Origin of the sequence: Actinosynnema mirum DSM 43827 (genome assembly GCF_000023245.1) — a bacterium.
GTDB classification, from domain to species: domain Bacteria; phylum Actinomycetota; class Actinomycetes; order Mycobacteriales; family Pseudonocardiaceae; genus Actinosynnema; species Actinosynnema mirum.
This window is the reverse complement of the sequence record NC_013093.1, coordinates 3,178,834-3,193,612: the sequence shown is the minus strand read 5'-3', so window position 1 is coordinate 3,193,612 and position 14,779 is coordinate 3,178,834. Positions and strand designations below refer to the sequence as shown.

At 72.0% G+C, this 14,779-nt stretch carries 9 protein-coding genes; 2 read left to right on the top strand and 7 right to left on the bottom strand.

Translation table 11 applies throughout. The features are described from left to right. Window positions 1–37: 37 nt before the first annotated feature. Window positions 38–706: a hypothetical protein gene (locus AMIR_RS13850; RefSeq protein ID WP_143760722.1), complete on the top strand. Its 669-nt coding sequence runs from the start codon at window positions 38–40 to the stop codon at window positions 704–706. 320 nt (window positions 707–1,026) lie between these two features. After that, window positions 1,027–3,147: a tetratricopeptide repeat protein gene (locus AMIR_RS13845; protein ID WP_143760721.1), complete on the top strand. Its 2,121-nt coding sequence runs from the start codon at window positions 1,027–1,029 to the stop codon at window positions 3,145–3,147. 14 nt (window positions 3,148–3,161) lie between these two features. On the opposite strand, the gene AMIR_RS13840 is transcribed toward AMIR_RS13845, so the two are convergent. The 7 genes from AMIR_RS13840 to AMIR_RS13810 form a co-directional block, all read right to left on the bottom strand. Beyond that, on the bottom strand, window positions 3,162–4,661 hold the full coding sequence (locus AMIR_RS13840; RefSeq protein WP_143760720.1) for a hypothetical protein: 1,500 nt from the start codon (window positions 4,659–4,661) through the stop codon (window positions 3,162–3,164). A gap of 352 nt (window positions 4,662–5,013) precedes the next feature. Continuing rightward, window positions 5,014–6,246 carry an ROK family transcriptional regulator gene (locus tag AMIR_RS13835; protein ID WP_015801587.1) on the bottom strand — a complete coding sequence of 411 codons (1,233 nt, stop codon included), beginning with the start codon at window positions 6,244–6,246 and terminating at the stop codon, window positions 5,014–5,016. Window positions 6,247–6,981: 735 nt separating this feature from the next. After that, the gene (locus AMIR_RS13830) at window positions 6,982–9,033 is read right to left on the bottom strand and encodes a tetratricopeptide repeat protein (RefSeq protein WP_015801586.1); all 2,052 of its coding nucleotides are present in this window, start codon (window positions 9,031–9,033) and stop codon (window positions 6,982–6,984) included. Further along, window positions 9,030–10,238, bottom strand: coding sequence for a hypothetical protein (locus AMIR_RS13825; protein ID WP_015801585.1), 1,209 nt, complete (start codon window positions 10,236–10,238; stop codon window positions 9,030–9,032). Before AMIR_RS13825 ends, AMIR_RS13830 begins: the two co-directional genes overlap by 4 nt. A 729-nt stretch (window positions 10,239–10,967) precedes the next feature. Then, window positions 10,968–11,396 (bottom strand): pyridoxamine 5'-phosphate oxidase family protein, encoded by a 429-nt coding sequence (locus AMIR_RS13820; protein ID WP_015801583.1) that lies wholly within the window; start codon window positions 11,394–11,396, stop codon window positions 10,968–10,970. A 123-nt stretch (window positions 11,397–11,519) separates the two neighbouring features. Next, entirely contained in the window at window positions 11,520–13,988 is a 2,469-nt protein-coding gene (locus tag AMIR_RS13815) for an ABC transporter permease (protein ID WP_015801582.1), read from the bottom strand. Beyond that, window positions 13,988–14,758: an ABC transporter ATP-binding protein gene (locus tag AMIR_RS13810; RefSeq protein ID WP_015801581.1), complete on the bottom strand. Its 771-nt coding sequence runs from the start codon at window positions 14,756–14,758 to the stop codon at window positions 13,988–13,990. Before AMIR_RS13810 ends, AMIR_RS13815 begins: the two co-directional genes overlap by 1 nt. Window positions 14,759–14,779: the final 21 nt, after the last annotated feature.

Here is a 14,779-nt window from a genome sequence, read left to right as displayed (position 1 = left end):
GGGAGGCGGCGTTCTTTCTTCTTGTTGGGGGACAACGATGAGAGCTCGATTTGCCATGCCCGCGCTCGCCCTGGCCGCTCTGCCAGCACTGCTGCTCCAGGGGATCGCGTCGGCCGACGGCGTGCCGAGCGGCGGCGACGCGTCGGCCGACGCGACGACCAGGACGGCGTTCGCGGACCTGGACGGCGACGGGAACGCGGAGCGGATCACCGTCGACCTGGTCAAGGCCGACGACCCGGCCAGGCAGCGGATCAGCGCGGTGATCGGCGGGGTCGCGGTCAGCGCGCTCACGACGGCCGACGGCTGGGCGGGCGTGCAGCCGGTGCAGGTGGTCGACCTGAACGACGACGGCAGGCAGGAGGTGGTGGTCAAGGAGCTGGTGGGCGCCAACACCGACCACTACACCGCGTGGGGCTACCACTACGGCGCCCTGTCGCCGGTGACGAACGGCGACGACTACACCGGTGCGGCGCTGCGCTTCCACGAGGGCGGCGGGATCTCGGCGCTGTCGTACTTCGGGTGCGAGGGCGAGGGGGCGGAGCGGAAGTTCAAGGTGGCCAGCGCGGTGCGGGCGGGCTTCGACGGGAACTACGACGGGACGGTCACCAGCTACCGGGTGGAGAACGGCATCGCGAAGGTGACCGAGCAGCGGGCGGTGACCGGGTCGCGGTCGCTGTTCTGGATGGACGCGCGCAGCTGCGCGTGAGGTGCGGGACCGGAGGCGGGGGCTCGTGTGGGCGAGCCCCCGCCTTCGGCGTTCGCACCCCCTGTTGCGCGGAAGCGCACCCCCCGACAACGCCTAGCTGCAACAATCGCATCCCACGTCTATGGATCAATCAAAAAAACGCGAGAGCGGATCCGGCGCAAAGGTGTGCGACCTTCAGGTTGAACTCACCACTACGGCTGAAAAAATCACTTCTCGCGCGATAAAGGGACCACGGACCGCAAGGGCGTTGCTACGGTGATCGCACCGTATTCGGCGAATCCCCTGGAGCGGCCGTGAGCGAACCGACCGCAGGGCACCGCGTGCCACTCCACTCGGTCCAGAACAGGGCGCACGCGGAGAGCGCGACGATCGTGCAGGTCGGTTCGATCGGCGGGAACGTCTCCCTCCACGGAGCCGGGCACTCCCGCCCCCGCCAGGTCCCCGCACCGCCGTCGGGGTTCGTCAACCGCGAGAGCGAGCTCTCCAGCCTCGGGGACGCGCTGCTGGCCTCGCCCGAGGCGCACGGGCGGGTGGTCGTGCTGACCGGCCTGTCCGGGATGGGCAAGTCGGCCGTGGTGCGCAGGTGGGTCGCCGCCGAGGGGCACCGCTTCCCCGGCGGTCAGCTGCACGTCGACCTCGCCACCATGCGCAGCGGTTCCGAGGCGCCGGTGAGCGACGCGCTGGTCGAGTGCCTGCTGGCGCTGGGCATCGGCCACGAGCACATCCCGACGAGCCTGGCGGGCAGGGCGAACGTCTTCCGCTCCAGCACCGCGGGCCACCCGGTCCTGGTGGTGCTCGACGGCGTGACCGAACCCGCCCAGGTCCCGCCGTTCACCCCCAACTCCGGCGGGAGCGCGGTGCTGGTCACGAGCCAGGACCGGCTGTCGGAACTCGCCCTGGACGGCGCCCGGCACCTCAGCGTTGGCCCGATGGACCGCGGAAGCGGCACGTCGCTGCTCCGGGCGGTCTGCGGCCCGGCCAGGCTGGAGCAGGACCCGGACGCCGCGAGCAGCCTGGTGGAGCTCTGCGGGGGCTATCCGCTGGCGCTGCGGATCATCGCCAGCAGGCTCATGACGCGCCCCCGCATGGCGCTCGCGGAACTGGTCGGCGAACTGGTAGACGAGGGCAGGCGACTGGATGCACTGTCTCTGCGAGGAGCACGCCCCGTGACCCGAGTGCTGGACAACACCTACCGCAACCTGAACCCGCTGTCGGCCCGGCTCTACCGAAGACTGGGCACGACCGGGTTCCCGAGCTTCACCTTCGACGTCGTGGTGGTCCTGCTGGAGGCGGACCAGGAGCAGGCGCACGAAGCCCTGGCAGGGCTCGTGGAGGCCTCCATGGTCGACCCGTCGGAGGACGGGCACAGGTTCTCCTGGCACGACCTGGTCCGGCTGCACGCGGCCCGACGGGCGGCGGACGAGGACTCGCCGGAGGAGCGCGAGGCCGTGCTCGCGCGGATCGGCGAGCACCTGTCCACCAAGGCGGCCCTGGCCGACGAGGCGGTGATGGGCAAGCGCACGCGGATCTCCACCAAGCTCACCAGGCTGATCGGGACCACGAACCCGTTCAGCGGGCCGAGCGGGGCCGCGGACGCGCTGGAGTGGCTGGTCGTCGAACGGGCGAACCTGCTGCGGGTGCTGCGGGCCATGCACTCCCTGGGGTGGCACTCGGCGGTCTGGGAGCTGGCCGAGGCGCTCATGGTCCTCTACTTCAACCGCCGCTACACCGACGACTGGCTCGTCGCGGGCGAGATCGGCGTCGCGAGCGCGAACGCCGGCGGCGCCCCGGAGGCCGAGGCGCGGCTGCGCAGCGTGGTGTCGCGCGCGTACGTGGAGACGGACGAGCTGGAGCTGGCCAAGTCCCACCTGGACGTCGCGCTCCGCCTCGCCGAGGAATCGGGGAACAAGGTCCTGATCGCCTCGGTGTGGGAGTTCATCGGGCGCTACCGGGAGAAAGTGGACGTGCCCTCCGCGATAGCGGCCTACCGGCACGCGATAGCGCGCAACGACGAAGCCGGGGAAAAACGCGGTTCCGCGTTAGCGATGTACTTCATGGGGTGCGCCATGAGCTCGGACGAGAATCAGCAGCAGGAAGCGCTCGACGTGCTGCTGGCGGCGCACCGGATGTTCGTCTCGATCAACGATCCGAGAATGGCCAACCGGGCGCAGGTGAGCCTCGGGACGGCCTACTTCCGGTCGGGCGACCTGACTGCGGCGCACCGGGAGCTGGAGCAGGCGGTGCGCGCGTTCTCGGAGTCGGGCGCGACGCACTACGAGTCCCAGGCCAGGGAGGCGCTCGCCGTGGTCGCCGAGCACGAGGGCGACGTCGGGGTGGCGCGGGAGAACCTGGAGCGGGTGGTCGAGATCAGGCGCGCCAGCGGGGCGCCCGACGTGGCCGGGGTGGAGGCCGAGATCGCCAGGTTGAGCGAGCCGGGGTGACCGGCAGGGCGGACTCACAGGGCGGTGATGGTGACCTTGTGCTGCGCCTCGCCGAGCCGCACGGCGAAGTGACCGGTGAGCGGGAGACCACCGACGAGCAGGGCGTAGAGCACGGCGGCCTGCTGGACCGGTTCGACCTCCCCCTCGGCCTGGATCCGATAGCGCTTTCCACCCAGGACTTCCGCGACGCACTCGGGACCTTCGCGGACCACCACGATCCGGCAATTCCCGTTGTGCTGCCGCAGTTCGTCCAGCCGCTCGGACACCTCCCCCGGCGGGCAGGGCTCGCCGTCGATGATGACCGACGCGTCGCGCCTGTGGTGCAGGCTCGATCCTTTCGCAGGCACGGAAAGGTGACGCTCCCAGCCGTCCTCAGTCGCATCGCGGTCCTCGAAGTACACGCTCGCGCAGGACTTGACGATCACGGTCGACTGGGCGTGCAGCATGGTGCGGACTTCGCTGGCCTCGACGGGCTTTTGACAGAGCAGCGGCAGTGGAGCCGCGTACCTCGGCAGTGGGGCCGCGGGCAGCGACAGCCCCAGCGCCCCGTAGAACAACTCGCGCATCCGGGCAGCGGCCCCCTCAGGCTGCTCGATGGTCCGGTCGAGCAAGGTTTGCGCGTCGAGTTGCCCCTCCCCCAGCATCGCAGCACGGCAGCGCGCCAGGACGTCGTCGCCCGACCGCAGTCGTGGAGCGCCTTCGACAAGCGCGGCCATCGAGGTCCCCGGAACCACCTCGTCCCCCGCCGCCGCGAGCAGGAACGGGGTGCCGTTCATCGCCGCGTAGAGGCTGACCGACCCGTGGTCACCGATGACGAGGTCGGCGGCCACGATCCCGGCGTGCCACCCCTGCTCCGGACGCACCAGCAGCGCGCCGCCCGCCAGTTCGCGCTCGAGGTCCGTCATCACAGCACCCTCGCCCTTGCGCGCCCACACGTTGGGGTGCAGCACGAGCGCGATGCGGTACTCCTCCCTGGGCAACCGGTTGAGCAGGCGGCCGATCAGTTCCCTCGCCTGTCTCAGCAATGACCGGCTCCCCCAGGTCGAGGTCACCACTACCAGCTTCTGCCCGCGCTTCAGACCGAACTCATCGCGGTAGGCCCTCCTCCGGTGGGCGCTGTCCCTGATGATCTCGAAGCTCAGATCTCCGCAGAGCTCGGTCTTGCCCTCGATGTGCTCGGTGACCTTCCGCAATTGCTCCAGCTGGTTCGAGTGGGTCACGACCTGCCGGACGACGCAGTCGCGCAGGTGCTTGTCCTTGACCAAGCCGGACAACCGCCGCGCTTTCTTCTTCTCGGCGTCGGGGACCAGCTTGTGGAACCCGAGGCCGTGGGGTGCGACGAAGGTGACGGTTTCGGGGAAGATCGAAAAGTCGATCTTCTCGCTGGCGGTCACCACCAGGTCGACCTCAGCTTTGCGCAGTGCCTTGGAATTCTTGATGACGTAGGCGCCCGCACCGCGGAGAAGATCTCGCGCCCCCTTGCTGAAGGCAGAGCCGGGGCTCAACGCGTACACGACCGAGACTCGTTCATCTCCAGCGAAGAGCTTCATGGCCGCGAGGCCCCCTATGGCTGAGGTAAGCGTCCTCACCAGGCACAAGACGACCTTCTCCTCGTTGAAGGTGGCCCACCTCGTGGCATCCGGGGCCGCGGGCCCCAGTTCCGGGTACCGCCCTTCGGTCACCGCTTCGCCCCGGTGGCGCGCACCCTCGACAGGGCCCGATCGCCAACACCGGACGTGAATCCGCAGTACTGCGGCTGGTGCTCCCCGCTCACGTTAACCACCCTGGAACTACGCCCGCGCGTCGATTAACAGCCGCAGGCTACCGGTAGGCGGCAACTGAGATCAGCTAAAACGAGAAGAGCCTTCAAAATGAAGACGGCTGTGCGGTAGGCTCGTTCGACAGCGCGAACGCCAGGGCACCCCTGGGTCCCGCGAGCAAGCCGAGCTCGGACACCCGGACGACAACCGGGTGCTCGTGTTCGAGCATCCCCGTGAGCACGTTGCGCTCCAAATCCCTGGCAGCGTGCTTGCGCACCAGATCTCCCGCTTCACCCAGCTCGCCACCGAGGACGACCAAGTCGGGGTTGACGATGTTGCACACCCGAGCCAGCGCGAGGCCGATGTTGCGCCCCGCGTCCTGCAGGACGCGGACGCACACCGGGTCGTGCGCCCGTGCGCGCTCGATCAGCCCGGCGAGGGTCATCGGCAGGTCGACCCGGTGCCCCCGGTAGGCCTGGCGCACCTCCTCCACCAACCTGGGACCGCTCACGAGGGTCTCCAGGCACCCCCGGTTGCCGCAGCGGCAGACCAGGCCGTTCGGGTCCATCGTCAGGTGGCCGACCTCGCCCGCGAAGCCGTGCCTGCCCCGGAAGACGGTGCCGCCGATCACGAGACCCGCGCCGATGCCGGTGGAGGCTTTGACGAAGAGCAGCACCTCGGCGTCCCGCCCCACGCCGTAGGTGTACTCGCCGTACGCGGCGAAGTTGGCCTCGTTGTCCACGACGACCGGGACTCCGGGGTAGTGCTCCTCGAACCAGGTCGCCGGGTTGCCCCTCAGGTCCTCCTTCATGGCCGTGACGGACTGGTTGACCCTGCCCCGCCTCGGGTCGACCGCGGCGGGAAGGCCCAGACCTATCGAGACGACGTCGGCGGCGACCATGCCGGTGCTCTCGAGCAGGTCGTCGATCAGCCGGACGGCCTCGCCGACCCAGGCCCGGTCGTCCCTGCCGACCACGAGGCGGTTCCCGCCCTGGTGGAGGACCTCCTCGTTGTCGATCCGCCTGAGGGCGACAATCAACCGGTCGTGCCCCACCTCGATCCCCACCGCGGCGCCCCGCATGGGCGCGACGCGCACGCGCTTCCCGCGCTCACCCTCGCCCTCGTCGACCTCGACCACGCCCTCCTGCTGGAGCCTGCCGACCACACCGGAGACGGTGGCCTGGGACAACCCGGTCCGCCGCGCGAGCTGCACCTGGGTGGCGGGCAGCACCATCACCGCGCGGAGCACCCGGCGGGTGTTCAGGGCGCGCACGGAGGAGTCCGAGGACGCCGACAGGACCGTTCTCGCTTCCAGCAGTCGTCTGCGACCGGAGGTCATCTGCCACTTCCAATCGGTTGGGGTCTCGTCCGCGCCCTTCCAGGAACGGTGCGACGCGCTCCGGGCGCCGCCGGCTCGAACGCCCTGAAGCGCCGGTGCGCAATCCGCAGTTCTGCCATGACAGCGGTGTCACCAGGCGGGACGCTTCGCCAAGGACCCCCACCGGGGCCGAGGACGCGAGCAGGAAGACGACCGTTCCGGAGCACTGGTTCCCGCCTACCACAGCGAGGAGAGCCCGAGGCCGTGGACGGGAGCGGGGGGCGGGGCCGGTCGTGACGACCTGTGCGACGCCTCGGATCGGGACGACCTCGGCGCGGGAGCGCTGATCGGGCGGTGTGGCACCACGTGGCCGACCCCCCAACTCCAGCCGCCCCGGCGGCGGTTCCGTACGGCGCGCAGCTCACCCGCCGATGGTGCGGATGTCCGCAACCGAATGCACCCGGCGGTACTACCGGATAGTGCAGTCACGCTGATAAAGAGGTGCCTGCCGAAGCTGAAGAACCTTTCCATTAAAGCACGTCAGAACCCCTGTGGATGTTGTGATCGCGACTGGGTTCGGGCCTCGCTCGACACACTGCGACAGCGCTCCGGGAGGCGGCGGGCGGACCCTTGGCAGGTGGCCAGGGGTGTTCGGCCGGGGAGGTCTCCGCGCAGCCGTGAATCGTGGACGCGACAACGCCCGGCGTGTCCCCGACCGGTTCGGTCGAGGGCGCGTCGGGCGTTGGGGTTCTGGCGTCAGGTCAGGCTCAGGCAGTGGGCCAGTCGGTCGCGGGCGTCCTCGTCCTCGGTTCTGGCCAGGACCTCGCGGTAGTCCTGGGCGGCTCTCGTGTAGTCGCCGGTTTCTTCCAGGACCAGGGCTCGGTTGTACCTCACCTCCGGGGCGTCCAGCAGGCGGACGGACTCGTCGAAGTCGGCCAGGGCCTGGGGGAGTTCGCCGGACTCGTACTCCAGTCTTGCGCGGATCGCCCACGCCTGGGCGCAGGTGGGGTGGGTGGTGGTCAGGGACTCGATCAGGGTTCGGGCCTGGTCGGGGGCGCCTGCGTCGGCCAGGGCGGTTGCCTGGACGCAGCGGAGCATGGGGTTGTCGGGGGACAGTGCCAGGCCGGCCTCGACGTCTGCCAGGGCGCCTGCGTGGTCGCCCAGGTCGCAGCGGAGTTCCGCTCGGCTGAGTCTGGCCTCCTGGTGGGCCGGGTCCAGCTCCAGGACCTTGGTGAACTCGGCCAGCGCGCCTTCCGCGTCGCCCAGGGCGAGCCTGGTGTCGCCCAGGTTGTAGTGGACTTCCGGGAACGGCGGGGAGAGGGGGAGGACGCGTTCGAACGCCTCCAGGGCCTCCTCGTCCCTGCCCAGCTTGCGCAGCATACTGGCCACGTGGAAGTGGTGCTCCGGGAAGTCCGGGTCCAGGGCGGCCACGGCCTGGTAGTCGGCCAGGGCCTCCTCCACCTTGCCGGTCATGGCGTTGACCTGGGCCCGGTTGTAGCGCAGCACCGAGCGGTGCAGGGGGTGTTCGCCAGGGGCCAGGTCGGCGTCCAACCTGGCCATGCCCTCCTCCAGGAGGCGCAGGGCTTCCGCCGGTCTGCCTTGGCGGACTTCGACGAGGGCCAGGCCGTTGCGGCTGAAGACGGAGTGGAACGCTCGTTCCTTCGGGTCGCCCAGCTGGTCGGCCAGGGCTATCGAGAGGTTCATCCAGCCTCGGGCGCGTTGGAAGTCCCTGCGCTCGGCGGGGAAGTGCCTGGCGTACAGCATGGCGCTGCCGTAGGCCAGGTTCATGTGCACCACCGGGTCCGCCGAGGCGGCCCTGGCCTCGTGGTAGATCTCCTCGGCCTCCTCGGCCCGGCCGACCGAGGCCATCGCGGTGCTCGCGCCCTCGGTGAAGTGCCACCACAGCTTCGGGTCCGACTCGCGGTCCACGGCGGCCCGGCCCCTGACGCCGAAGTCCACCGCCGCCTGGTACAGGCCCACCTTGCGGCAGTGGTCCATCGCGGTGAGGAGGGTGGCGGTGCGCCTCTCCTGGTCGCTGCCGCGTTCGGCGTGGAACGGGATCGCGCCCAGCTCCAGGGATTTTTCCGACCTCGCCGCCAGTTCCGCCCTGCGGGCGTCGTGCAGGGCGGCGCGTTCGGCGGGCGGGAGGGCGTGGTAGTCGGCCAGGGAACGCGGGTCGTCTTCGGCGCCGTCGCTGTCCACGTAGGACCGGTAGGGCGGGTCCGGGAGGGCGGGGGCGGTGAGGGGGGTGGCGTGCGCGGGGAGGACCTCCTTGAGGGACAGGGAGAGTTCGCCCTTCGGGTCCTCCAGGGGGGTGGTTGCGGTGCAGACGACCACGTGCAGGTTCGGCAGGTCGGTCCTGCGCAGGAGGACCGCGACGAACTCCTGGTCGGTCGGGTCGGCGTGGTGGGCGTTGTCGACCACCAGGGTGGCGGGGGCGGTCAGGGTCGCGCGCAGGAGGTCGGCCAGGCCGTTGGCGATGTTCAGGGTGTGCAGGCGGGAGTAGAAGCGGGTGCGCTCCTCGGTGCTCACCGTCCACTCCATGCTCGACCACGGCGACGGGACCAGCGCGGCCAGCTCGGGGGCGACCGTCGCGACCTCGATGTTGTGGCGGGCGGCCAGGTCCGGGTGGTCGGCGAGGACGTCGGGGGCGAGCGCGCGGAGCAGGGCGCCCGCCGCCGAGTACGGGCCGCGCAGGTTGCGGTGGGCGTCCACGCGCGCCAGCAGCGGGGGCAGGTCCAGCGCGGCCACGTGCGCGGCGCGGTCGGCGGCTCGGTCCGCTCGGACCCACAGGTGTCTTGCGGTCACCGGTCACGTCCCTTTCCACGGCGGCGGTCGCGCAGGGCGAGCAGTCCGTAGACGGCGATGGGGATGAGGGAGAAGGCCAGGAACACCGACGAGTCCAGGACCTGCAGCGGGGTCCCGCCGGACGAGAAGCGGGTGAGGACGCCCTTGAACATGAACCAGGTGACCGGGGCCAGCGCCAGGGCGAAGGTGGTCAGGCTGATCGCGTAGCCGACCGGGACGAGCCAGGCGTACCAGTGGGCCACCCTGCGGTCGACCGGGTGCCAGGTGGACTCGTCGACCAGGCGGTGCGGGCGGCGCAGGAGGCGGTTCACGCGGTTGCGGAGGGTGCCGCGGACGGCCGCGTGCAGGTCGACGCAGCCGAGGACGGTGCTGGCCAGGACGTACAGGTCGGTGCGCAGGTAGAACGAGAACTGCCAGGCGATGCGCAGGAGCGTGGCGAACGAGACGGCCAGGCAGAAGCGGCCGGTGAGGGAGAGGGCGCCGTCCGGGGCGCGGGTGAGGTCGGCGGCGGTGGTGAGGGCGGCCACCGCGAGGACGTCGGCGAGCATCCCGGCCAGGATCGGCAGGTAGCGCTGCCGCCTGGGGACGGTGACCAGGCTGTCCATGGAGGTCTCCAGGACGATGAAGTACAGCCTGCGGCCGATGCTGAGCCGGGACGGGAGGCCGAGCCTGCGGCCCGCCAGCGCGTGGAAGGACTCGTGCAGGAGCAGGAGCGGGAGCGCGGCCACGAAGAGGGTGGCCTGGATGAGCGAGTAGTACTCGGTGTAGAAGATGTGCCGGAACGTGGGGCGCAGGTCCGGGGAGCGGAGCGCGGCGTAGACGGCCCAGGCGATCAGGGCGGCGTAGAGGAGCATCGCCGGGCGGGAGAACAGGATCTGGCCGAGGCGTTGCCAGCGGACCCGCGTGGTGGTGGTGGCGGCGGGTGTGGCGTCCTCGGGGGTCTCGGGGGTCTCGGCGCGCACGAAGTCCAGGTCGTGCAGCACTTCCACGACGTCGTCGATGTCCACCGGTTCGCCGTAGTGGCGCTCGTACCAGGTGGCCGCGCGCGCCGGGGGCTCGCCGTCGGCGATCCTGCGCACGAGCTCGGCGCCGTCCGGCGGGAAGACCGCGTAGGACTCGATGTCCCTGCGGCCCACGGTCACGTCGTCGCCGTCCTCCAGGTACACCAGCGGGTGCAGCGGGAGCGGCCGGTCCAGGTCGGGCACGTGCGGGGTCCTTCCGCTCCGTCGGTCGGCCGGGGTGGTGGGGCGGGCGGGGGCCGCGTGGTCGCCGCCCGCCCCCGGTGATCAGCTGGCGGGCAGCGTGGGCACCTTGTACTGCGAGCAGGCCGCCGCGGTCAGCCGGACCGGGCCGACCTTGCGCACGGTGATCTTCTTCATCTTGGGCTTCATCGGGCTACACCTCCAGGGGCGGCGTCCACGGACGCGCGGAATCGATTCCCGAGGGTTTCGGGAATTGATTTTCTGGCTTTTTCGGTGCGTCGCGCCACTTCGCCGATCAACGCGGCACGTCAGGACTGTAGGCGCGGGGACGGCGATCTAACGATCGACCATAAGAGTGAACGGGGAGACGTGAAACACATCCGCCGATGGTCTTTTTCCGCGTTGCGAAGGAATGCGCGGTGGGCGGTTCGGGGTAGTGGTCGGGGCGCGTTGCGACGCCTCTGCCCCGGTTGACGCGCGACCGCTGCGGCGGACGGAGCCGTGCTTGGCCTGCAAGTTCGCAGCGCACGACCACCGGCGGTGACCGCGCCGGTGGTCGTGCCGAAGCGGGCGGGGGTTCGGGGTGGAAGATCGCTGAAAAATTTTCCGGATTGACGGCGGGCAGGGTTGGCCATTGCCATTGAGGGGTCTTCGCGCTGCGATAGAGCACCCTTTTGGCTGCACTGACGAGTTCCGAGTGGCGGGGGTGGTGTTTGTGACGCGCGGCGGGTTTCAGAACGTGACGCGGCGGACGGACTCGGGGTGCAGGACGAGGCGGTCCCAGTCCTGGGCGAGGACCTCGGCGAGATCGGACTCGCGGGTCGGGTCGGACAGGTCCCAGTAGCGGGCGGCCATGCGGGCGTAGAGGTCGCGGCCCGCGCTCGGCTCGATCGTGACGCGGCCGGTGACCGCGACCCAGCGCTCGCGCTCCTCGACGGGAGCGGCGACGACCAGCGAGGCGCGGGGGTCGCGGCGCAGGCGGCGGACCTTGAGGGCGTCCGGGGCGCTGATGAACTGGACCAGGCCGTCGTCGGTGAGGTCGAACCAGATCGGGCGCGCCTGGGGCGGGGTCGGGCCCGCGGCGGTGGTGAGGAAGCCGTGGAGGGGGCGGGTGAGGAACTCGCGGTCGGCACGGGTGAGGGGGGATTCGGTGGAGGACATGGGTTTTCTGTTCCCCGGCGGGACGCGGGGCAATCGGATGGGCCTGCCCGCCGAGCGGGGAAGGCTCGGCGGGCAGCGGGCAGCGGGCAGCGGGCAGCGGGCAGGGGGCAGGTGGGGCGGGGATCAGGTGGCTGCGGACAGGAGGGTCACCGGGGGTGGGCGGAGGGTGGTTCGGGCCGGGATGGTGGTTGCGGCGAGGGTCAGGAGGAGGGTGGTCGTGGTGATCGCGGCCCAGACCTGCCAGGGGGTCGTGGGGATGGGGGTGGCGGTCAGGCCGTAGGACAGGCCCGCCAGGGAGGGGAGGACGGCTGCGGCGCCCACCAGGAGGGCGAGTGACGCCAGGAGCAGGGCTTCCAGGGCGACCACGCGGAGGACTTGGGCTTTTCCGGTGCCCACCAGGCGGAGCAGGGCGAACTCCTGGCCGCGTCGCGCGGTTGCCATGACCAGGGTGTTGACCACCGAGATGGCCAGGTAGCCCAGGAGGACGACCAGGGCGATCAGGTTGGTCCACGAGTCGCCGTCGCGTTCGGACTGTCCTGCCGACGTCAGGTCGGCGCTGGGCACGGCCCGCACGCCCGCGTAGCCGTCGAGCGCGGCGGTGATCGCGGGTTCGTCCGCGCCCCGGACGAGGATCAGGTGGTCCAGCTTGGTGGTGGTGTGCGGGAGCAGGACGTCGCGCGGGAGGGTCACGTCGCCGTAGCCCAGGCCGCGCGCGTACAGGGCCGCCACGGTCGGGGTGATCTCCGCGCCGTCGCCGAGGATCAGGGGGAGGCGGTCGCCCAGAGCAACGCCCAGGGTTGCCGCGGCCAGGGTGCTCAGGGCCACCGAGCCGGTGGTCATGGAGTTCAGGTCGCCCTCGCGGACGTCCAGGTCCAGCACCGCCCCTGGGGCGTCCACGCCCTGCGCGGCCAGCGGGGTCAGGGTGGGTTCGCCCAGCGTGGTGTGCCGGGCCGCGACCTGGCCGCGCACGAGCGGCACGACCTCGTCGGCGACCTCGCGCAGCGCGGTCGCCACCTGCGGCGCAAGACCGGCCTCGCCCGCCACGACCACGTCGGCGCGCATCCCCTCGGTGGACTGGGCGCCCGCCGCCGCCGCGACCGTGGTCTGGGTGAACACCTGCACGCCCGCCACCGTCACGGCCAGCAGGATCGGGACGACCACCGAGGCGAAGCGGCGGGCGTCCGCGCGGACCGACGCCAGGGCCAGCGGGGCGGCCACGGGGAACAGGGCGGTGAGCGGGCGGGACACCAGGGACGCCGAAGCCAGCACCAGGCGTGGGCCCAGCAGGGCCGCGCCGATCACGGTGAGCATCGCGGACGCCGCCGCGCCCGCCGCCGCCAGCTCCCCCGGCACGAACAGCGGGAGCGCGCAGAGGAGGAGGCCGGAGCCGACGCAGGCCCAGCCCGAGCGGGCGCGCAGGGCGCTGACCCGCGGTGGGGGCAGCGCCGACTCGCGCAGGGCGGTCATCGGGTCGGCCGACGCGGGACGGCGCGCGGCCAGCCACGCGGCGAAGCGGGCGGTCCCCACGACGAGCAGGACCGCGGCCAGCGGGGGGACGGGGCTCAGCGCGAGGGCGAAGTCGGGTGGGAGCCTGCCCGCGCCCGCGAACGCGTCGCGGAGCAGGCCCGCCGCCCAGATCCCCGGCAGCGCGCCCAGGACGGCGGCCGTGCCGGACACGACCAGGACCTCCGCGCCGACCATCCGGTGGATCTGGGCCGGGGTCGCCGCCACGGCGCGCAGCAGCGCCAGCTCCCTGGCGCGCTGGCCGATCGACAGGGTCAGGGTGCTCGCCACGACCAGCACGGCGATCATCAGGACGGTGCCCGCGAACGAGCTGGACAGCGTGACCAGGTGGCCGCGCGCCTCCCCCGCGTCCAGGAACTCGGCGTCACCGCGCCGCACGCCGGTGTAGGTGGTCGCGCCGGGCAGGGCCCGCGAGATCGACTCGGCCAGCGCCTCGGGGGTGGCGCCGGGCTCGGCCAGGACGCCCACCACGTCGACCTGCCCGCCCGCCAGCTCCAGCGCCCGCTCGTCGGTCAGGTAGAGCGCGGGCCTGCGGGGCGCGGACGTGTCGGTCACGCCGGTGACCTCGTACTCCTGCGGCACGCCGCCCACCGCGACCCGCACCCGGTCGCCGGGGCCCGCGGACAGGGCGTCGGCCAGACCCGCGTCCAGGACCAGCTCGGACGGCGCGGCGGGCGCGCGGCCCCGGACCAGGGTCGACGGGGCCAGGGGCGCGGTGCCCCAGCCGACGGCCTGCGCGGGGGCGCCGTCCACGAGCACGGCGGTCGCCGACTCCGCGATCGCCTCCCGCACGCCCGGCGCGGACGCGATCCGCTGGGCGGCGTCGGCGGGCAGCGGGGCGCGCTCGGCCAGGCGCAGGTCGAGGTCCTCCACCACCTCCACGGCCTGGGCCGCGCCCACCACCACGTCGGCCGCCGCGTAGCGCTGCGGTGGCACGCCCGAGCGCAGGCCGGACTCCAGCAGCACGCCCAGCGCGGTGAGCAGGGCCGAGGCGAGCAGGACGGCCACGGCCACGGCCGCGAACGAGCCGGGGCGGTGCCGCACGGAGGCCAGCGCGAGGGTCCGCATCACCACTCCCCCAGGGCCGTCATGCGCTCGGCGACGTGCTCGGCGGTCGGCGCGACCAGCTCGTCGACCAGGCGGCCGTCGCGCAGGAACACCACGCGGTCGGCGACGGAGGCCGCCGCCGGGTCGTGGGTGACCATGAGGACGGTCTGGCCGGTGGCGTCGACGACGTCGCGCAGCAGCGCCAGCACCCGCTTGCCGGTGCGGCTGTCCAGCGCGCCGGTCGGCTCGTCGGCGAACACCACGTCGGGCCGGGTGACCAGGGCCCTGGCGATGGCCACGCGCTGCTGCTGGCCGCCGGAGAGCTGGGACGGCATGTGGCCGAGGCGGTCGGTCAGGCCGACCCTGCGCACCACCTCGTCGCGCCACGCCGGGTCGGCGCGGCCCGCGCCGAGCAGCAGGGGCAGCTCGACGTTGCGCAGCACGTCCAGCGACGGCACCAGGTTGTAGCCCTGGAAGACGAAGCCGACGCGGTCGCGGCGCAGCGCGGTCAGGCGGTTCTCGTCCAGGCCGGACAGGTCGGCGCCGCCGAGCACCACGGTGCCCGAGGTGGGGCGCTCCAGCCCTGCGGCGCAGTTGAGGAAGGTGCTCTTGCCCGAGCCCGAGGGGCCCATGACGGCGGTGAACGTGCCGCGCTCCAAGGTGAGCGAGACGCCGTCCAGCGCGGTGACGGCGCTCTCCCCCGAGCCGTGCACCTTGGTCAGTGCGGTCAGGGCGAGCGCGGCGGTCCCGGTCGGGGCTGCGGGGCGGTCCGGTGAGGTGGTTCTGGGCACGGGGGCAACGCTAGGGAGCGT

Coding starts and splice junctions, on each gene's coding strand:
- AMIR_RS13820 (WP_015801583.1), bottom strand. CDS start 11,396: ATGTCCTCCACCGAATCCCCCCTCACCCGTGCCGACCGCGAGTTCCTC.
- AMIR_RS13815 (WP_015801582.1), bottom strand. CDS start 13,988: ATGCGGACCCTCGCGCTGGCCTCCGTGCGGCACCGCCCCGGCTCGTTC.
- AMIR_RS13835 (WP_015801587.1), bottom strand. CDS start 6,246: ATGACCTCCGGTCGCAGACGACTGCTGGAAGCGAGAACGGTCCTGTCG.
- AMIR_RS13850 (WP_143760722.1), top strand. CDS start 38: ATGAGAGCTCGATTTGCCATGCCCGCGCTCGCCCTGGCCGCTCTGCCA.